This window comes from Danxiaibacter flavus, from assembly GCF_041060425.1.
Classification (GTDB): Bacteria; Bacteroidota; Bacteroidia; order Chitinophagales; family Chitinophagaceae; genus Danxiaibacter; species Danxiaibacter flavus.
The window spans coordinates 151,321-171,560 of sequence record NZ_JAULBC010000011.1; the positions used below are offsets into that span (position 1 = coordinate 151,321).

Consider the following 20,240-nt stretch of genomic DNA (forward strand, 5'->3'; position numbering starts at 1 on the left):
TTGGTAAGACTCAAACAGTAGTTCTGTTCAAATTTAAGTACCCGTCCGAACGGGTGTTCGCTACGGGCGGGCTTCGTAAATCGTACTTCGTACTTGTATTAAAAGTTCTTTCCTTAATTCAACTTTAACTGTCCTTGTTCTAATGAAGATAAGATTCAGCATTCTCGGCGCGCAGCTATTGCTTGTACTGGATATTTTTATTGTTTTTTTATTGTTGTTTGAAGGCAAGCTTCACATACCTGCATGGCTTCAGTCTATAGGGCGTGTGCATCCGCTGTTGCTGCATTTTCCCATCGTTATTTTAATCATGGCGATGCTGCTGGAGTTCTTCCGTTTCAGGAAAGATATTGCTTCCAATGCTTTTTATAAAAAGCTGACTTACTACCTGCTGTTGTCAGGCACATTACTGGCTGGTATCACCGTGTTTATGGGGCTTATTCTTTCGCATGAAGAAGGTTATGCAGGGGATACTTTACAATGGCATAAATGGACAGGCGTTGCAATATTTTTTATCGCCTCTATCATTTATTTCGTCAGGAATAGCAGCTGGTACAGATCCGCATTTGCGAAAGCCGGGGCCGTTGTTACGGTACTTGTAATTGTTGTAAGCGGACATTTCGGCGCAGCTATAACACATGGTGATAATTTTATCTCCCAGCCTTTGGCAGTTTATTACCCGGAGCCACAGGTGCCATTTGAGCAGGCGGTGGTTTTTAATGATGTAATTAAACCGGTACTTGTAAAGAAATGTGCGGGCTGCCATAATCCTGACAAACTGAAAGGAGAGTTGATCTTAACCGATTCTGCATCCATCATGAAAGGTGGAAAATCCGGTAAATTGTTCAATCATGAAGCACCGGAACTAAGCCTGTTACTGCAACGCATTCATCTGCCGGAGAACGAAAAAAAACACATGCCACCGGCTGGCAGGCCACAGCTTACCGATATTGAAGCAATGCTCCTTACCAGATGGATCCAATCCAACAAAATTTACTTCTCCGGGAAGGTGGCTGAATTGCCCGAACGCGATTCGCTGCGGATGGTTGCTGCAACTGTATTACAGCCGCCAGGTAACGTTGCTGAAGTGTATGATTTTGACGCAGCGGATGAAAAAGCTGTCGCAAAGCTGAATACAGATTATCGCACCATACTTCCGCTTGCAAAGGAATCACCGGCGCTTGCTGTAAATCTTTACAATGGGGATGTATATTCAGTCAAACAATTACAGGAACTTGATGGGATCAAAAAACAGGTTGTTTCATTGGATCTTAATAAACTTCCTGTGTCTGACGCGGACCTTAAAAGTATCAGCCAGTTTGAAAACCTCCGGCACCTTTACCTGAACTTTACGGATATTACCACTACCGGTTTGAAAGAGTTATTGCCTTTACAGCACTTGCAATCCCTTGCCGTTTCGGGAACAAAAATCAATTATAAGGATCTTATTGCTGTACTGCCTGGTTTTAAAAATCTTAAGACGATAGCGGTATGGAACACGCCGTTGTCCGGGGCAGAAATAAAGCAACTGCAAACAGCTAACAAACATATTCAGTTTATAGAAGGCTTTGTAGATGATGGCAGCGATAAGCTAAAACTCAATCCGCCGCATGTTGAAAATGCATCAATGGTTTTCGCACAATCGTCACCCGTATTGCTAAGTCACCCGGTAAAAGGCGTAGAAATACGATATACGCTGGATGGCACGGAACCTGACAACATCAAATCTCCTGTATTCAGTAGCGCGGTTACGGTGAAAGAAAATACGGTGGTGAAGGCAAAAGCTTATAAAACCGGGTGGTTTGCAAGTGATGTGGTGAATTTTTCTTTTTTGAAAAGTACCATCAAGCCGGATAGTTTGCGGTTACTATATAAACTAAACAGTGTACACCAGGCTGAAGGCGCAAACACATTTTTTGATACAAGGCTGGGTGTGATCGGCGCCAATAATCCCGCATGGGCCAACAATTGGGCAGGCGTCAAGCATTCAGATATGGGACTTGTTGCCCTATTTAACAAACCCGTAACTGTCAGCTCACTTGGCCTTCATTATATGGTGGAAGAAGAAACAGGCATCCTTCCTCCGGGAACCGTACAGGTATGGGGCGGTGCAGATGAACAACACTTAAAACTCCTTACCACTTTTAATAAAGCACCCCTGCCTGCGAAGAAAGAAAAACCAACCATCAGGATCATGCAAAGCAGTTGGAAACCCGTTACAGTTTCCTGTCTTAAAATAATTGCCACCCCACATGAAAAAGACAAGAAGTTATTACTTGTTGATGAAATGATGCTGAATTAAGGAGCTTTAGGCAATCGTATCATTGCCGTCTGCTTCAGCTGACGGAAAATGAAGCTCATTGATATGGCTTTAGCCACACAATCCGCTGTTTCTATTTTTAGGGCTAAAGCCCAATTTAAAGCTCAACCACTTATCCGTCAGCTGAAGCAGACGGCAATGAATTCAAGTGATGCCATCCGAAAATCATAGAAATTCCGGGTTGATGATTATGTTGTTGATACGCAACGCTCATTGGCATTGCTGCATACCAACAACGGCGGGCATTACTATTGCCGTTTTTCTCTTGCACTTTACGCTGATCGCCGTTGTTGCGTGTGTAGGGCGGAAATGTGTATGGCACACCAACAACACAGTTTGCCATCTAGAAGAGAAATTGCGACTACGCACTTGTGTTGTTGGTACGCCTGGCACTCTGCTAAGCCGCATACCAACAACGGCGATCGGCGTGATTGTGCAAGATTACTGTCATTCTATTTTTGATTGTGGCAAACCAAATTCTATAGTCGATATGAGGAAAAGATAATCACAACAGCACCGATAACAAGTATATAATAATCAGCAAGCCTGCAACCGCATCGTCACCTCGACGGCAGGAGAGGTCTCCCGAATATAGACCTGATGATGATATTTTATGAGCGTTTGATATTTCAGTGACTGTCGTTGGTGCGCAGCGTGGGCAGGTGAGTAAGGGCATCAATGACATGTGAGGCTATCCGAAAATCATAAAAAGTTCGAGTTGATATTTAAAGTGCAACTACGCACTTAAGCCGATAATTAAATAAAAGGGGTTAATGTCCTATGGACAAGGCCGCACTTGTATGTTTCAGTGTCTATTGAGCTTAAAGTCCTACGGACTATTAACGAAAGATGAACTGTCATCTCTTTTTGATTGTGGCAAATCAAATTCTATAGTCGATATGACAATCCTGGCTTATCAGAAAAAATAATCACAACAGCACCGATAACAAGTATATAATAACCAGCAAGCCTGCAACCGCATCGTCACCTCGACGGCAGGAGAGGTCTCCCGAATATAGACCTGATGATGATATTTTATGAGCGTTTGATATTTCAGTGACTGTCGTTGGTGCGCAGCATGGGCAGGTGAGTAAGGGCACCAATGACATGTGAGGCTATCCGAAAATCATAAAAAGTTCGAGTTGATATTTAAAGTGCAACTACGCACTTAAGCCGATAATTAAATAAAAGGGGTTAATGTCCTATGGACAAGGCCGCACTTGTATGTTTCAGTGTCTATTGAGCTTAAAGTCCTACGGACTATTAACGAAAGATGAACTGTCATCTCTTTTTGATTGTGGCAAATCAAATTCTATAGTCGATATGACGATCCTGGCTTATCAGAAAAAATAATCACAACAGCACCGATAACAAGTTTATAATAATCAGCAAGCCTGCAACCGCATCGTCACCTCGACGGCAGGAGAGGTCTCCCGAATATAGACCTGGTGATGATATTTTATGAGCGTTTGATATTTCAGTGACCGTCGTTGGTGTGCAGCGTGGGCAGGTGAGTAAGGGAATCAATGACATGTGAGGCTATCCGAAAATCATAGAAAGTTCGAGTTGATAATTATGTTGTTGGTACGCAACGCTCATTGGCATTGCTGCATACCAACAACGGCGATCATCCCGAAGGTGCATCAATCCAGGCTTGAGATGTTTACTATAGCTGGTAACATGTAACTGCCTCTCGCACAAAAGCATGACCGCCGTTGTTGGTGTGTAGCGCGGGCTGGTGAGTAAGGGCACCAACAACAAGTGAGGTTATCCAAAAATCTTAGAAAGTTCGAGTCGATAATTATGTTGTTGGTACGCAACGCTCATTTGCATTGCTGCATACCAACAACGGCGAAGCCGATAATTAAATAAAAGGGGTTAATGTCCTATGGACAAGGCAGCACTTGTATGTTTCAGTGTCTATTGAGCTTAAAGTCCTACGGACTATTAACGAAAGATGAACTGTCATCTCTTTTTGATTGTGGCAAATCAAATTCTATAGTGGATATGACAATCCTGGCTTATCAGAAAAAATAATCACAACAGCACCGATAACAAGTATATAATAATCAGCAAGCCTGCAACCGCATCGTCACCTCGACGGCAGGAGAGGTCTCCCGAATATAGACCTGATGATGATATTTTATGAGCGTTTGATATTTCAGTGACTGTCGTTGGTGTGCAGCGTGGGCAGGTGAGTAAGGGCACCAATGACATGTGAGGCTATCCGAAAATCATAAAAAGTTCGAGTTGATAATTATGTTGTTGGTATGCAACGCTCATTTGCATTGCTGCATACCAACAACGGCGATCGGCGTAATTGTGCAAGAGTACTGTCATTCTATTTTTGATTGTGGCAAACCAAATTCCTCAATGCCAATGACAGATTTTATAACAGTAACAGTCTTTCCCGTAGGGAATTAAGCTTAATAGAAATGATCGAATCGAGGACCTCATAGCCCGTTAGGGCTTTAATCTATGAAAGGGTTAATGTCCTACGGACAAGAGGAGCATAAATTATTTGCTTTTCTATTGAGCTATAAGCCCTACGGGCTATTGACGCCAGGTATACTGTCATTACCTTTTTGATTGTGGTTAATCAAATTACCTCAGTCGACATGACGATCAGGTTTCATAGTGTAGTAAATTTAAGCAGCACTTATTCATGCCTATAGCTGTCCAGAAAATCATAGAAATTCCGGGTTGATGATTAAAACTTGATATTTAGTTTTAGGGATTCCAGTTTATCGTTTTTGTAGTATTCGAAGAACCATTCGTTGTTTTTCCGGAACACAATACCTTTCAACACGCCATCATCAGCAATAAAAATATCCTGCTGTGAGGTTTTTAGCAATGTCATTACTTTTTTAGGGGTGGTGTCTACCAGTTGGTAGCCGTTGGGGCTAAGTTGCGCATATAAGACATTATTACTTTCAACGGTCACAGCCGCGGTGCCGGCAACTACACCTGCAGAAGGCACTGGGCTCGCTGTAGCCGCTACACTTGCAGGAGGCACAGCGCTTGCAGCTGTTTCCATAGGCTGAATGGCCTTAGTGCTATCGTATTTATACTGTGCTGCTTTCAGTGAGGCAAATGCATTTTGTAATGCCTCTGAGTACGCAACCGCCCATTCTTTTGCTGAACTTTTTCCTTCGCCACTTTTAAAGATAACATTGCCCTGACAATCTTTCAACAGCAGCGTTAAAACGGTAGTTAAAAACTTCTTCTTCTCAACGATTTCTGCTTTTAGTGCATTGCATTTATTGGCGGCAACTTCCGGTGGCAACACCTCATTGGTCAGGAAAGCATTAAATCCTACTCCCTGGAGCAATAATTTAGTGTAGGTGTTCACTCCATACTGATCATCTGATCTCAAAAAATCAAATTTTTGAGGTACCAATACGTACCTGTAACTATTGATGGTATTTTGCGAACGGGCCGTGATAGCAAAGGATAAGGCCAGTAATATTGCAGCTATTTTCATATGAATCATGATGGTATTAAACGAAGATATATAAACTTATCATTAGCTCCGCTTCTTCCTTACACGACAATCAGCCTGGCGATTGAAGCTATCATGCGACTATTGAATTCAGTGCTCAATTATGACAAGTAAATTCAGCTTAATGCCATTTAATTAAGGACACTGTGCCTGTATTGCTCCAGGGGAGTATCCTGTTTGTAGAATGGAAAAAAAATGGGTCGCCTAAGCTAAGTTAGGAGCCACCTGTAAATCATTACCGGAGACTCCGCTGGAGTCTGATGATACTAAAATCCTGATTTTCTATAAACAGGAAGCTCCGCTGGAGCTTTCGGCTCTCCTTAAAGCCTTCGCGGCAAGAACTTTTCAGCAACATCTCTTCCCGAGCTGTTCATTGGGTAGGGGCTTTGCGGGATAGGAGGGACTCGCTTTCGCAAGTGCATCTAACTAGCTTTTTTATTGACATACCTTGACAAATCCTTAGCTTTGCGTTTCCTAAAATTTCTTACATAATGCTAGTCACAACTAATTTTCTGCAAAGCCCGTGCTATGGTGTGGAGTGGCGAAAGCCCCCAGCGCATGTAAGAATGCGTAGGACACCTAAAGCACGGGCTTTGCATTCCCTAAAATTCTTACATTATGGCATTAACATTTGGCAAAGACGGCATGTCAATTGAATTAAGCAAGACGACTATCTACGCCGACTATTACGAAATGCAATTAAGTTTGATCAACTTGTTGAAGAATTATGTTTCTAATGATTATGGCCAAGGTGACGGTTCAGAAATTTATCACGGCCTGGAATTATTGGAAGCAATGCTTGTTTCTCCTGAACAAATGAAACTGTAAAGCTGGTCAAGCATATTTTTAATCTTTCAAAAGCCTGCATTTTGTAGGCTTTTTGTATTTTCCGTATGACAACTAACGAAGTTGTTTGCTCTCACAAACGCGAAGTCCATGGAGACTTTGTGTTGAAGATAAATAAATTTAAGTTAGTTTATATCTGGAACCGTATAGCCTAAAAATTATCACTCACATCATATATATAATGATAAATAAACGATCCTTTTTAAGAAAAGTAATGGATTTAATGGAACCCAAAATGAATCTGCTTGGGTTTGAAAAATCGTATTCGTCACAATGGTTTACGAGAGACAAAGTCAAACATTTTAAACTAGTATATACTTTGGTTCCTTTTGACAGGTTTGATATGAAAAGCAACAAGTCAGGTTTGACAATTGAATCATTTATAGACATATTTAATGGGCCGATCGAGAAGGAATACTTAAAGATCACTCAACGGATTGGCGCCAAGCTGCATGATTTGCAAACAATAGGCGGATACACAGCGGACATTAAAGAAAATCCAACCGATGAGTTAAAATTTCGTAACAACAGATTAACGATTTGGAGTTTTGCTGAGGATGACGCTAGTGAGAGTTCTACATTGCTAATAAAATATTTTGAAGATGTCGCGTTGCCCTATTATGAGAAATATGCAAATTGGCTTGCCTTAGATAATATTCTCAACAATAGCATTAATCAAGTAAAGAGTAGTATTCATTGCCGAATTGAAACTGAAAGGGATTTGCGTGGAATAATTTTAGCTAAGTTGATCAATCGACCCGATTTAAATGATATAATCAAAGTGCATTATCGACGACTTATATCTTTTAATAGTTCAGAATATATGATTGAATATGAAAAATTATTAAAATTACTTCCTCAAATACAACCTCTTTTTTCATCTCCCAAAGAAGCTTTTGAAGCATTATGATCTGCCTTGTTCGACATGTTTCCTCAGCCGTTGGTATTGCAAATTTACGCTGTCCGCCGTTGTTGCGTGTGTCGGGTTGGCGATGAGCGCTGGCACACCAACAACAAAGAATGTAAGTATAAAATAGTGGCCTACACCTTCATTTTAATTTTTTGGGTACTCCGCAAGGTCTTCGCGTCAAAAGATTTTCCCCAATATCTCCTCACGAGCCTTCTACGTTGGGCAGGGACTTTGTAAGATAGGAGGAGAATCACTTTCAAAGGTGTATCTATTATGCTAGAGGAATAAACAATGCAGATTTCTAGTTATCCAGTTTTATTGTTGCCTGCGAAAAGTTCGTTGAGTGACTAATTATTAAAATTTTCCTGGTAAAATTTGCAATCCTTTTTCATCAAACAAACTGGGCATTCAGGCTTAGGCCGGCATATATCACGACCTAAGAACGACATCGCCATACCTGCATCCCATTCATTCTTAGGCAATACTTCCATCATTTGTTTTTCAATAACAACCGGGTCTTCTGAATTAGCAATACCCAGCCGGTTGGATACACGCACCGTATGAAGATCAACCATAATGCCCTCAGCTTCAACCCCCGCATAACGCTTTATTACATTCGCGGATTTACGGCCAATGCCAGGCAGTTTCACTAATTCTTCCATCGTCAATGGTATGGCCTTGTCTGTTTTTACTGCCTTAGCAATTTTACTAAGCCATTCAGCCTTGTTTCCGTGATTGATGACCTTCGTTATATGTGGTATAATTGCCGCCGGTGTTGCCTGGGAAAGCCTTGCCATAGTTGGGAATTCTTTGAATAAATCCGGTGCTACGCTATTGATCAGCTTGTCATTGCTTCTTGCTGAAAGAACGACCATCACCATCATTTCATACAAATTCTTAGCTTCCAGTGGATGAGGTGTGTCTTTATATTTTTTTATTAACGGCTTTACCGCAGCCGCCCAGTCGATGTTTTGCTGTTTCATAAGTGTTTAATGGAGTTAAAAGTACGGTTATTTGGAATATTTTGTTCAACACTCAGCTCGCCAGAAATTTGAAATCATTTCAACTAATTTGATTTAGCCGAAAACAAAAAGCCGGAAAAATAAATACTTTGACAGCTTTTAGAGGAATTTCATATAATTTTTTTTGGTTCTCTGTAAAGTCCAGGTTTCTGCCGCCCTTGATGTTGCACATTTACGCTGTCCGCCTTTGTTGCGTGTGTCGGGTTGGCCATGAGAGCTGGCACACCAACAACAAAGAATGTAACTAGAATAGTGGCCTACACCTTCATTCCAGTTTTTTGTAGTCCGCAAGGTCTTCGCGCCAAAAGCCTTTCCGCAATATCTCCTTCCCGAGCCTTGTGCGTTGGGTAGGGACTTTGCTTGATAGGAGGAGACTCACTTTCGTAAGGTGTATCTAATATGCTGTAACTAATTATATGGAGTTGGGGGATGTTAATCTAACAGTATAATCCTTATATTATCGAGTGACGCCCAGCGAATTTATTTTGTTCTCCTAAACGCAAAGTCCCAGGCATATACACAAGTCCCTTTATGGAAACTTTACGCAGAAATTCCTGTAATAAGATTTAATTTCGAAGATTTCGCTGAGAAAAAAAATTTAATAAAACCACTTTCACTAAGCCTTCTTACAACCCTTTGCCAGAAAGAACTAGGAGAGAATTTGCCAAACATTTTTTGACCATTATGCCATAAATTGAAAAGATGTTCTAAGGCCTAAACTGTTATATTTGAGTATCATTTTTCTATTATAGGCTCTAAACATATAAACAGCTTTTCTATGTCAAAAGTTACTCGCCGCATTTTATTTTTCATCACATTAATTGCATTCAGTGCTGCACAATTGAGTGCACAGCAACTTAAAGCCGGTGCCGCTTTTAGAGTTATTACACCATCACCTTTATTACCGGTTTCTGGTGGTGTTGGAATCCCCAAACCTGTAACCCAAAAACAAGGCGATTTGTTTGTTCGGGCTATGGTACTTGAAAAAGGAGGCGTACGGGTTGCCATCGTTGGTATCGATAATCTTGGTTGGACATCAGTTCTCGGCGACCGCTCCAGAGCATTGATAAAGGGCATTCCTCCTGAAAATGTATTGATCGGAGCAACTCATACGCATAGCGCTCCTGATGCGTATGCATTTGCAGATGAAAATGGCAAACATTTAGCGGATTTGAAATGGCTCGACTGGTGTACAAAGCAAATTGCCGATGCTGTAAATGAAGCCGTTAGTAAATTGACACCTGCTACGTTGAAAACGGCAGTTGGCGAAGCCCAGGGCAAGATTGCATTTAATTATTACGCTGAACAATTATACGACCCACGTTGCGGTGTTATTCAGGCTATTGGAATTACCGGCAAATCAAAAGGTAAAGTATTAGCTACGTTAGTAAATTACGCAGTTCATCCGGAAATTATTGGATCAAAAAGAGGAATTCTTAGTCCGGATTTATGCGGTCCATTATACGATCGTATCGAATCTAAAGTTGGAGGAGTTGCAATATTTATGAATAGCGCACAGGGAGGAATGGTTACCGCCGATAACCGCAGTGACAATGGGCAGGAGAAAAGTGATTATGCAGAATGCAAGCGTATTGGAGAATTGCTTGCGGATGAGGCGTTGAGAATTGTAAGCGATGCGAAAGAACAAACAAATCCAACCCTTTCATGTTTTTCTAAAAAAGTTACATTCCCGGTAGAATCAAAATTAATGCAATACATTCTGGCGAGCACACCGCTTAAATCACCAGATATGAAAACGGATGCAGTTTCTACACGTATTAATCTGCTGAATATTGGAACTGCACAAGTTCTAACAATTCCAGGAGAAGCATTGCCAAACGTTGGATACTATGTTAAGCGTCACATGCATACAAAACAACCATTTTTGTTTGGTCTTACTAATGATGCTTTCGGATATATGCTTTCCAAAGTTGATTTTGATAGTTTTAAGAGGTATGAATATGTTAGCAGAACAAGCCTCGGTGAGCAAACTGCTGAGATTTATATGAAAGAAGCGTTAGACCTTGTAAATGCAAATCCTGCTGCCGATGACGCAAATTAATGTTATATAAAATAGAATGTTTCTGCCGAAGAGTTGAAAAGATGGAGTATACGGTTTAATATTGCCGATCAATTAGTTTTCACGTCATCTTCGGCAGATGCATTCATTCGAATCTCTTTTAGATAAGTTCAATCAACTTTTCTCTACCCGTCATTTTCCTTCATAGTCGGCTTCATTATACAATCCCACAGATTATTTTTTAGACCTTGGCGGTAAACGAATTCGCAGCGTCATTTGTCTGATGGCTAATGAGCTTCGCTTCAGTACAAAGTCTCCACAGCCAAAACTTTTTTCGCATATCTCATTCCGGGCCCTGTGCGTTGGGTAGGGACTTTGCGAGATAGGAGGATACTCACTTTCGCAAGTACATCTAATATGCAGTAGCCAATTATATAGAGTTGGAAGATGTTAATTTAACTGTATAACCTTTATGTTATCGGGTGACGCCTAACGAATTTATGTGTTCCCCTACCATGCATACACACAATGCCCTTGATAGAGACTTTGCGCAGAAACTCCTGTAAATAAGATTTAATTTCGAAGACTTTTCGGAGAAAAAAATTATCCGGATCGAAAAAAAGATAAATAGTGAAATCTAAACAAAGTAATTGGACCATTCCATTATTAGTAACTGCAGCGATCATCTTGTCTATATGTACATATAAAGCAGGAAATGATGAGAAGGAAGAATTAAAAAAATATCCTGGAGAGACAATTGGGATTATTTATAAATATGGATCGGATGCAAAAGGGCATTCTCACGTGGATTATTATTATTTGGTTGATGGAAAAAAGTACAAAGATTTTTCAATGTTAAAGAAATTTGGAGACTCACAATTTGACACCAGTCATATTGGAGAAAAATATACTGTAATATATTCAACGAGAAACCCTAAAATCAATCAAATTGATTTTGATCGTCCGCAGGAATAAATTATTAGCGAATTCTAAATGAATAATTTAAGATCATATCTTGGTTCTCCGCAAAGTCTTCGTGGCAAGAACTTTTCCGCAATGCCGGGACTTTGCGAGATAGGAGAAGAGTCACTTTCGCAAGTGCATGTAATACGCAGTAGCCTATTATATAGAGTTGCAGTATCTTAATCTAACGGGATAGCTGTTAGATTATCGTGTGATGCCTAACGAATTTATTTGTTTTCCTAAACGCAAAGTCCCAATGCCTGCACAGCAGGGCTCTGGTGTTGACTTTGGGGATAAAAAGCAAGCCCTTTTGTTAAAGCAATTTTAATTAAGAAATAGTCTTGCAACAAGGAGCGTATTTTTAGTTGATATTTCATAACGCCGGTCATCCTTAAAAGCTAACTTTTGAAAAACTTATTTGCACCCGTTTTTTTATTAACCATAATGTCCGCTTGCATAAGTTGCAATGATTGTATAAGCACAATGCCGGAATACTTATCCCCGTATTCTTCACCAGTTTGGCATCCTGATGGAAATGTTCTGTTTTTTAACTGGGTACCATTGATAAACAGGCACAAGCCTCGTGGCTATTGCAAAGACGTTGAGTATACCTACAACATAGACTCGTTGGGATTTTGGCGTATTAATAAAGATGGCACCAATTTAAAACGGGCACTGCCATATGCGTTGGAGAATGCTTCATGGTCGCCTGACGGTAAATGGCTGGCCTATAATTATGGTGCCAATATTTTCAAAATCGCTTTTGACGGGCAAAACTTTGATACGTCCCACATAGTACAGTTAACAAATAATGGATTTGGGAACTATAAACCTTCCTGGAATGACACAGGTGATTCTATTTATTATGAATCAAGCGAATTCGGTCCATCCGGCTTCCTTAAGATTTGCAAAATGGCTGCTGATGGAACCGCCAGAAAATTAATTGGCAATAAAGGCATTGACACGCTCTATAGTCGCGAACCCTGTTTCATTAATCCGGACCTCGTCCTTCACGTTCGTGGCGACACCATTTCAGATCATGTATATGCAATGAATGCCAACGGTGATAAGGTTAGAAAACTCACTAAAAATGTTAGTGTAATCACAGGTATCTATCATCCTAACTACTACAACAACAAGATCTATTATGAAGATGATGGCGTTTGGTCATGTAATCTCGATGGTTCCAATCTTAAAGAGTTAGTCCATTACTCGTTTCTGGGATATTCGATTTCTAAAGACGGAACAATTGCTTTTGTTTTATTTGACAGCCAAAATATTGACAGATCTCACGGAGTAATAATGTTTATGGACGAAAATGGCAACCACAAAAAACAATTTACATTCAATAATTATTAAAGAGAAAAGAATTTGTAAACGCATGACTGAAGAGTCGGATTTGTACAGTTGTGATTCTTAAATGATGAAGTAACACTCTACCTACAAGTATTGAGTCTCTTGGCCTGTGGGCGCTACCAGCCTGCGCCACATCCTAACTTTTGTAGCAAAGGATTTCATTGTTTCTGAATTACAGCTATAGCTAACTTTGTTGCCAGCAGCACAACTAAAAGCGTAATGAAGAAAGAACGAGTACGAGCCCAGCAAAAAATTAGTTTCAAAGAGCGCCTCGGCGCGTTAAAGAACCTGCCGGCATTTTTTAAGCTTGTCTGGCAAGCCAACCCCGCTATGATGGCTGGCAATATTGCCCTGCGCTTTATAAAAGCAGCCATTCCGTTTTTATTGCTCTACACAGGCAAATTGATCATTGATAAGGTTGTACATATCAGCGGCCGACATGATGGAGGTGCGGAATATAATCTATGGGTACTGGTGGCTATTGAATTTGGTTTAGCTTTATTATCCGACGGATTAACGCGCGCTATCTCCCTACTCGATAGCTTAATGGGCGACCTTTTTTCTAACCACACTTCAGTTAGAATAATGCAGCATGCGGCTGCGCTGGATCTTGACCAGTTTGAAGATGCACTGTTTTATGACAAACTTGAAAGGGCGAGACAGCAAACCGTTGGCAGAACTGTATTACTGTCCCAGGTGATGAGCCAGGTGCAAGACTTAATCACCATGGGCTTTTTAGCAGCCGGCCTGCTGGTATTTAATCCCTGGCTGATATTGCTGCTTATTGTAGCAATTTTGCCTGCCTTTCTTGGCGAGTCTTATTTCAACGACCAAACCTATGCGCTTTCCCGTGGACAAACGCCGCAAAGGCGCGAGTTAGATTACCTGCGCTATATCGGCGCCAGCGATGAGACGGCGAAGGAGATCAAGATGTTTAGCCTGTCGGGCTTTATCATTAACCGTTTTAAAACGCTGTCAGAGAAATTTTATATTGATAATAAACGTATTGCCGTCAAGCGTTCCATTTGGGGAACATTCTTTGCGCTGCTGGGAAGCCTTGGTTATTATGGTGCGTATGTGTTTATTATTGAACGTACGATAACAGGCGCTTTAACGATTGGCGAACTAACTTTTTTGGCAGGTTCTTTCAGACAACTAAAAAGCTTGCTGGAAGGGGTATTGGCAAGATTTACAACGGTATCGCAGGGAGCTATTTACCTGAACGATTTTTTTGAATTTTTCGATATACAACCAAAAATTCATAATACAAATAAACCTCGTCCCTTTCCCAATCCCATTTTGCGAGGGTTTACATTTGAGAACGTTGGTTTTAAATATCTGCACAGCGAACGATGGGCGAACCGGCATTTAAGCTTTACCCTGCACCCGGCGGAGAAGCTGGCGCTGGTAGGTGAAAACGGCGCAGGAAAAAGCACACTGGTTAAATTGCTTGCACGCTTGTATGATCCAACAGAAGGCCGCATATTATTGGATGGAGTAGATCTGAAAGAATACGATCTGACAGAATTGCGCCAACATATTGGCATTATTTTCCAGGATTTTTTGCGTTACCAAATGACATTCTCGCAAAATATAGCCGCTGGCAATATTGATCAGCAGGATAATGAAGCGCAAATTAAAGCATCTGCAAGGCAAAGCCTGGCAGACGAACTGGCGCAAAAGTTGCCGCGCGGCTACAAACAGATGCTGGGCAAACGTTTCGCGGAAGGTGTAGAGTTGTCCGGTGGCGAATGGCAGAAGGTAGCGATCGCAAGGGCGTATATGCGCGATGCGCAACTTATTATTCTAGATGAACCAACTTCAGCGTTAGATGCGCGCGCTGAGTTCCAGGTTTTTGAACGCTTTACAGATTTAACCAAAGGCAAGATGGCCGTACTTATTTCGCACCGCTTTTCAACCGTAAGGATGGCGGATCGCATTATTGTGCTGGATAGAGGTCAAATCGCAGAGATTGGTAGTCATGAAGAACTTTTAGCCAGGGGAGGCAGGTATGCAGAGTTGTTCAGCCTGCAGGCAATGGGGTATCAGTGATAATCTTTATAAACCTCTGCAAAGACAACTTTAGTCAAAGAAAAACGATACCCTATCTTTCCCGGACAACAATAACTGATAATCAATAAAAGCAAAAACCGTTTGAAATATGTTCGAGCGGTTTTTGCTTTTATTATGAATTGAAAATAAACGGCACTGGATGGCAGATGTAAATCTCCATGAAGATTGCAGTCGTAAAATAGCCGTCAATGCTGCCCAAAATTTTTCTGTCATCAACAGCATTGCCCTCAACCTGCTACAAAATAAAAAATCAAAAAATATCGGCAATAAAAAAGACCTGCAACAGGATGGCAATACGAGTATTTCAGCTGACTTCTTTTTGGATAAAAACGGGCTTCATGCTTAAGGCTTGCAAACCATCGGATACATGACCATAAATTTAGAAGGTTGCAAAAAAATAAGGCCTTGTGTTCTTTAGCGCATTAGCGCCCTTTTTAATTAATTCGCTGCAATCCTTCGTGCCCCGTCGTGTCGTTAGTGTTCGTGTTTCACTGCTTCCACAACGCGGCTTATTTCTTAATCAGCCATATTTCAGCCACCTGTGAACCGCGTTCCCCTTCGCCGCTGTCTTCCTTCCCGCTGACCCAGCTAAAGGTAACTTTGCCATCTTTGGTTACTTCTTTGGGCAGTTGGAATTCATACATCGGCCTGGTTCCCATTCGTGTATAATTGTGAATCAACACTCCGTCGGCCTCCAGTTTCACACTGGAGCGGAACCGGCCCGTGTAGGCTATACGCAGGGTGTATTCAGCATCCTTGTCAAGGTTATCATAGCCAATTACCAGGGGTGTATCATAAAGGGTATTAATCTGGTTCATCCAGGCAAGTGGTGTTGCTTCACCTTCAAAGCCCTTTGCAACAATTTCGTGCACCCAATCTTTGCCAACCAGTCCCACGCCAAAGCTTACGCGCGGAGATTCCAGGCTTCCCGGGTCTTCTGCCCATGTTTTCTGAGGCTTGATGTGCTTCCATGCCGAAGGACTACCGAAGTCATCGTAAAACCCGCCGGGGCCCGGATCGGTACGGTGAAGCATGTCGTGAATTGCCTTCAGTTGCTCATCTTCAGTAGAAAGTTTTTCAATTTTAGAAAGTTGGCTGAAAATCCACAGGGCATCATTGATGGGTATGTCGATGTTGTCGATAAAGTTACCGCGGCCCGGCATGGCGTGGTGTTTTTCCACTGTTAGTTGCGACCCGAAGCTGCGGAACAGCGAGTCGGCCAGTGCATAGCAACGGGCTTTCAATTCCTGCGATACCGGTTTCTCGTGCGCCAGGCTCAACGTTTTCCTGGCCTCGCTGATCGTCTGTTTAACGCCCAGTGTTTTGGCATTTTCCAGCGTGTTGCGCGCCTCACGTTCCAGGCTTATTTCATAGATCAGCCGGCGTTGGGTATAAGCATCAAAATAAGCACGGATAAGCCCGCTTTGGAAACGTGGATTGCTCATAACCCATACCGGAGCATTTCTCTCCATTTCCTGCCACTGTTGTAAAGTCCGCTGCACCTGGTCATTTGCTAAAAGCGGACCCCGTAAGTTTCGTTCTAATGCCAGTAAACCCTGCGCAACGCCTTCGGTATATTGAGGGCCGATAAAATAACGTGCATAATCTCTCAGATTGTCGATAACCGCCACCGAGGGATCCCAATCCTGCGAAGTCCATACAAATTTGTTGACATCATCATTGGTCCCTTCCGAATAACTGATGCTTCCCTGCGCCAGGTTTGCGTAGAAATTATGGATGTATTTTTCATCTTCGGGACGAGGGTTGATGCATTCGCGGCCAAGGGTCATAGCATAGGCAATATCCCAATCCGGAACCGGGTACTGACAACTGAGACTGTGCGTAATGTCCGGATACAAGCGGATGGGAATATTCGGTTTGATCAACTTTTTAACTTCCGGCAGCGGGGTTCTGATCCAGGGGCCATATACAATTCCGCCCAACCAGTCGTACCCGTCGTTCACATGTTTGTAAAATTTACCGTACCACTCAGCCGATGGCTTGAAAACCTGGGGTGATACCCAAATTTTTGCATTCGGATGATATTTTTTCAGAACGACAGCCTCTTTTTCAAGCCAACTGAAAAGCGTATCGGGGTCGAGGTCACCCGGGTCGCCACCGGGAACAAATAAAGCATCCAGTTTTGGCAATACTTTAAAAACCTGTTCGCGCTCATCCAGTTCCTTTTTGATGGAATCAGGTGCTGTATAATTACTTCCCATGTTGGGGTACCACATCCAAACATCCAGCCCGTATTCTTTACAAATGCGGGACTGCTCAGCAATCATTTTAATGGCAGGCAATTTCATGTGAACACTGGTGGAATCATCGTCGGTGCGTGGAGGCAAAATCTCGATGCTGTTGGCGCCGAAAATGGCCAGATCACGGATATAGCTATCGTATTGCGCCACAGTCCAGGCATCGTAGGCGTTTGTTTTGGGCCGGTATCCCAACTGATGCCCGCGAATCGGATATTTGGGCGTTGATGACATTCGCAGGCCGGCAGAAACCAATAGCTTGTTAGGCTCCATTTCCATGCTTTTCAACAACTTCCCGATGCCAAATAAAACACCACGCGAATCATGTCCTGCTACTAAAATAGTGTTGCTTCCATCGAACGCCAGCAGCCTGAACCCGTCTTTCCCGGGAGCGTCCAGTGTTGCCAACTCTGACAAATATTTGGCGGGGATAGATTGCAGGTTGTTTTCCAGGCCAATAATAATATTGGTTGCGGCCGGCTTTTTCGGCCATGCTTGTAAAACAGGAAGTTGAATCTGGGTTCTTTTGTTGATTTCTTCCCGGAGAACAGTCACGGCTTTTAAAACCACCGGGTCGTTTTTTTCAGGGCAGATAATTTGTGCTTTTGACAAATCCGCTTTTTGGGCATAAGCTATATGCAAGGACGAAAGTAGAAACAAAAGGAAGGCTAATGTTATTGTTTTTTTCATGTTGGTTGGGTATAAAATTGCAAAACCAAAAAATTCATCTTGAGATTGGAAGCATGTTTGTCAAATCAATGTCGTTTAGTTAACAGTTAATGATATCAAGCGCTTATAAAATGTCACGAGCAGTTCAATATTAGGGAGACTTCTCCTGTCGTCGAGGTGACGATGCGGCTGCAGACTTCCAAATTATTATATACTCGTTGTTAATGCTGCTTTGATTAATTTTTCTGATAAGCCAGGATCGTCATGTCAACGATAGGCGACATCTCCCAAAGTTGAAGATGCCTGCTTAACTAAACGACATTGATTTGTCAAATACTAATGCTCTCTTGCGCCGAGCTTGCCTTTTCGCCTTTTATTTGCCGGATGACGTTCATTTCGTCCTGTAGTCTATCGGCAAAAAGAAACATGTCAGAGCTGTTCAGGATGATATTGGCACCAGCCTTTGCCCATGTTGCCAGAAGATCAAGATTTCCGCGCGCACCGTTGTGGCCGCCTGCTGCCACCCCACGAGCCCTGGCTTTTGTAATGATTTCGCAACTTAGCTTGAGAAATTCTTCGGAACGGTACTTTTCGGGCATTTCGTAGGACACGGATAAATCGTGCGGGCCCAGCACAATGCCATCAACGCCCGGCCCGTCAAAGGTCTGTATGGCAAGAAATTCATCAAGGTTAGCTGCCCCTGCCTGACTTTCAATATTGATCAGGAGCGTGTTGTTCCGGTTATGGTTTTTCAGATAAGCTTTCAGCTCGTCCGTTGGCTTTTCCTCACCATAAAGCAACTTTTTCAGCTTTTTCCCTTTTAACGGACGATATTTCACTGCACCAATCAGGTCATAAACATCTTCGATGTCTTCAACATAGGGTACCAGAATAGCGCCGGCCCCTGCATCAAGTGCCTGTGTTGCCAGGTATGGGTCCGGACTGAGGATACGAACCACCGGATTGAGTCCCGCAGCCTTGTACGCACGGCACATCCAACCTAAAGAGTCCTGGTTGTAAAGCACGTGCTCGTTGCAAAGAAAAATAAAATCGAGTCCCATGCTGACCGTTGTATCAAACAGCTTTGGTGAAGTCGATGAAATCAGGGTTCCATAAACTGTTTTTCCTGAGCGAAGGGCGTTTCTGAATTCATTGCCTATCATTTTTTTTCTCCTTTTTTTGGGGAAGACAACGCTTCCGTTTTATAGAATGGTGTTTTGTTTAGATCTTGAAATTAGCTTGGTTGCTCAGGGATCCAGAAGGTGAAGCGATGTATTGTTCTGGTTTGGTGATCTTCAAAACAATAGATGGTGACATGGAAGGGTTCGCTACGAACTTCGCAAGTCAGTCGTGGTCTTCCTACCTTAAACGGATCGGGAATCCATCCTTCTTTGTTGTCTGATTTTTGAGAACACAAGCAATTATCCCGATGAAGATAAAAGAAAATGTTGTTCCATTCTCCACTCAGCCTCAGCGGCGCGAATTTTTCTGCAAAGCCTTGCTTCTGGCGCGAGTGTTCGGCTTTGCCGGTCACCTGGTGTCTATCAATCCACGCCCGATTGCATCGGGACAGGTGAAGCCAAATTTATTCAGGAAAAAAATGTCGCGGTAATTGAAATCATTGCTTTTTAATGATATGTTGTCTCCCTATCGCCGATGCAATCGGCTTGGAATTAGTAGACACGTGTGATCCTTCGGAACACACGCGCCAGAGCCTGAGATGATAATAATTTCTATGATTGAAGTGGCGTCGCCCAATGCGAAGCATCTCTTAAATGTCCTTATATGCTTTTATGTGACTAGTGGATGGTGAAGTTTCAAACTGGTTGAGTAACTGTATGCTGTTCTCGTCGATCCTCGGTCGCAACTTCTTGTACGCCCTTACATGTCTTATATGGTTCAAAAAACTTCGCTTCGGTCACCCTCGCAATTAGTGATTCTTGTTCATAAGGTGTTGCGCTTATGGCGCGAGTGTTCGGCTGCGCCGGTCACTCGTGTCTATCAATCCACTCCCGATTGCATCGGGACAGGTGAAGGCAAAATTTATTCAGGAAAGAAATGTCCCGGCAATTGAAATCATTGCTTTTTAATGATATGTTGTCTCCCTATCGCCGACGCAATCGGCTTGGAATTAGTAGACACGTGTGATCCTTCGGAACACACGCGCCAGACGATATTCTTCCTTTTATCATGTTTGATTTGGAAGTGGTATATATAGATGAACGGGTGTTTTTTCTTCACAAAGTCTTCGCGGAGAAAAAAAGCTGACTTCATTGAAAGTTGTCAGGCTTAAAGCTCACTACT

14 protein-coding genes are annotated in these 20,240 nt (G+C 42.3%); 9 read left to right on the forward strand and 5 right to left on the reverse strand.

What is annotated here, in order from left to right; all coding sequences use genetic code 11:
- Positions 1 to 142 precede the first annotated feature (142 nt).
- Complete coding sequence (locus tag QTN47_RS25865; protein WP_369332354.1) at positions 143 to 2,299, forward strand: FN3 associated domain-containing protein; 2,157 nt, start codon at positions 143 to 145, stop codon at positions 2,297 to 2,299.
- Between the two features lie 130 nt (positions 2,300 to 2,429).
- On the opposite strand, the gene QTN47_RS25870 is transcribed toward QTN47_RS25865, so the two are convergent.
- Complete coding sequence (locus QTN47_RS25870; protein ID WP_369332355.1) at positions 2,430 to 2,660, reverse strand: hypothetical protein; 231 nt, start codon at positions 2,658 to 2,660, stop codon at positions 2,430 to 2,432.
- Positions 2,661 to 5,027: 2,367 nt separating this feature from the next.
- Entirely contained in the window at positions 5,028 to 5,801 is a 774-nt protein-coding gene (locus QTN47_RS25875) for a hypothetical protein (RefSeq protein WP_369332356.1), read from the reverse strand.
- 636 nt (positions 5,802 to 6,437) lie between these two features.
- Here QTN47_RS25875 and QTN47_RS25880 point away from each other — a divergent pair.
- Positions 6,438 to 6,647: a hypothetical protein gene (locus QTN47_RS25880; protein ID WP_369332357.1), complete on the forward strand. Its 210-nt coding sequence runs from the start codon at positions 6,438 to 6,440 to the stop codon at positions 6,645 to 6,647.
- 241 nt (positions 6,648 to 6,888) lie between these two features.
- Complete coding sequence (locus tag QTN47_RS25885; RefSeq protein ID WP_369332358.1) at positions 6,889 to 7,575, forward strand: hypothetical protein; 687 nt, start codon at positions 6,889 to 6,891, stop codon at positions 7,573 to 7,575.
- 347 nt (positions 7,576 to 7,922) lie between these two features.
- Here QTN47_RS25885 and QTN47_RS25890 read toward each other — a convergent pair whose 3' ends face one another.
- Entirely contained in the window at positions 7,923 to 8,558 is a 636-nt protein-coding gene (locus tag QTN47_RS25890; protein ID WP_369332359.1) for an endonuclease III domain-containing protein, read from the reverse strand.
- Between the two features lie 817 nt (positions 8,559 to 9,375).
- Here QTN47_RS25890 and QTN47_RS25895 point away from each other — a divergent pair.
- The 5 genes from QTN47_RS25895 to QTN47_RS27995 all read left to right on the forward strand — a co-directional run bounded on the left by QTN47_RS25895 (position 9,376) and on the right by QTN47_RS27995 (position 15,355).
- Positions 9,376 to 10,659 (forward strand): hypothetical protein, encoded by a 1,284-nt coding sequence (locus QTN47_RS25895; RefSeq protein ID WP_369332360.1) that lies wholly within the window; start codon positions 9,376 to 9,378, stop codon positions 10,657 to 10,659.
- Between the two features lie 588 nt (positions 10,660 to 11,247).
- Positions 11,248 to 11,592 carry a hypothetical protein gene (locus QTN47_RS25900; protein ID WP_369332361.1) on the forward strand — a complete coding sequence of 115 codons (345 nt, stop codon included), beginning with the start codon at positions 11,248 to 11,250 and terminating at the stop codon, positions 11,590 to 11,592.
- Between the two features lie 393 nt (positions 11,593 to 11,985).
- Entirely contained in the window at positions 11,986 to 12,939 is a 954-nt protein-coding gene (locus QTN47_RS25905; protein WP_369332362.1) for a TolB family protein, read from the forward strand.
- A 216-nt stretch (positions 12,940 to 13,155) separates the two neighbouring features.
- Complete coding sequence (locus tag QTN47_RS25910) at positions 13,156 to 14,988, forward strand: ABC transporter ATP-binding protein (RefSeq protein WP_369332363.1); 1,833 nt, start codon at positions 13,156 to 13,158, stop codon at positions 14,986 to 14,988.
- 160 nt (positions 14,989 to 15,148) lie between these two features.
- Complete coding sequence (locus QTN47_RS27995; protein WP_439100199.1) at positions 15,149 to 15,355, forward strand: hypothetical protein; 207 nt, start codon at positions 15,149 to 15,151, stop codon at positions 15,353 to 15,355.
- Between the two features lie 163 nt (positions 15,356 to 15,518).
- On the opposite strand, the gene QTN47_RS25920 is transcribed toward QTN47_RS27995, so the two are convergent.
- Both QTN47_RS25920 and QTN47_RS25925 read right to left on the reverse strand, forming a co-directional pair.
- Entirely contained in the window at positions 15,519 to 17,957 is a 2,439-nt protein-coding gene (locus tag QTN47_RS25920) for a hypothetical protein (RefSeq protein WP_369332364.1), read from the reverse strand.
- 308 nt (positions 17,958 to 18,265) lie between these two features.
- Positions 18,266 to 19,099, reverse strand: coding sequence for an HpcH/HpaI aldolase family protein (locus QTN47_RS25925; protein WP_369332365.1), 834 nt, complete (start codon positions 19,097 to 19,099; stop codon positions 18,266 to 18,268).
- Between the two features lie 266 nt (positions 19,100 to 19,365).
- On the opposite strand from QTN47_RS25925, the gene QTN47_RS25930 reads away from it, so the two are divergent.
- On the forward strand, positions 19,366 to 19,548 hold the full coding sequence (locus QTN47_RS25930; protein ID WP_369332366.1) for a hypothetical protein: 183 nt from the start codon (positions 19,366 to 19,368) through the stop codon (positions 19,546 to 19,548).
- Positions 19,549 to 20,240: the final 692 nt, after the last annotated feature.

What these genes read in the sequence shown, in the direction of transcription:
- QTN47_RS25865 (WP_369332354.1), top strand. Translation starts at nt 143, where the DNA reads ATGAAGATAAGATTCAGCATTCTCGGCGCGCAGCTATTGCTTGTACTG.
- QTN47_RS25870 (WP_369332355.1), bottom strand. Translation starts at nt 2,660, where the DNA reads ATGGCAAACTGTGTTGTTGGTGTGCCATACACATTTCCGCCCTACACA.
- QTN47_RS25875 (WP_369332356.1), bottom strand. Translation starts at nt 5,801, where the DNA reads ATGAAAATAGCTGCAATATTACTGGCCTTATCCTTTGCTATCACGGCC.
- QTN47_RS25880 (WP_369332357.1), top strand. Translation starts at nt 6,438, where the DNA reads ATGGCATTAACATTTGGCAAAGACGGCATGTCAATTGAATTAAGCAAG.
- QTN47_RS25885 (WP_369332358.1), top strand. Translation starts at nt 6,889, where the DNA reads ATGGAACCCAAAATGAATCTGCTTGGGTTTGAAAAATCGTATTCGTCA.
- QTN47_RS25890 (WP_369332359.1), bottom strand. Translation starts at nt 8,558, where the DNA reads ATGAAACAGCAAAACATCGACTGGGCGGCTGCGGTAAAGCCGTTAATA.
- QTN47_RS25895 (WP_369332360.1), top strand. Translation starts at nt 9,376, where the DNA reads ATGTCAAAAGTTACTCGCCGCATTTTATTTTTCATCACATTAATTGCA.
- QTN47_RS25910 (WP_369332363.1), top strand. Translation starts at nt 13,156, where the DNA reads ATGAAGAAAGAACGAGTACGAGCCCAGCAAAAAATTAGTTTCAAAGAG.
- QTN47_RS27995 (WP_439100199.1), top strand. Translation starts at nt 15,149, where the DNA reads ATGGCAGATGTAAATCTCCATGAAGATTGCAGTCGTAAAATAGCCGTC.
- QTN47_RS25920 (WP_369332364.1), bottom strand. Translation starts at nt 17,957, where the DNA reads ATGAAAAAAACAATAACATTAGCCTTCCTTTTGTTTCTACTTTCGTCC.
- QTN47_RS25925 (WP_369332365.1), bottom strand. Translation starts at nt 19,099, where the DNA reads ATGATAGGCAATGAATTCAGAAACGCCCTTCGCTCAGGAAAAACAGTT.
- QTN47_RS25930 (WP_369332366.1), top strand. Translation starts at nt 19,366, where the DNA reads ATGAAGATAAAAGAAAATGTTGTTCCATTCTCCACTCAGCCTCAGCGG.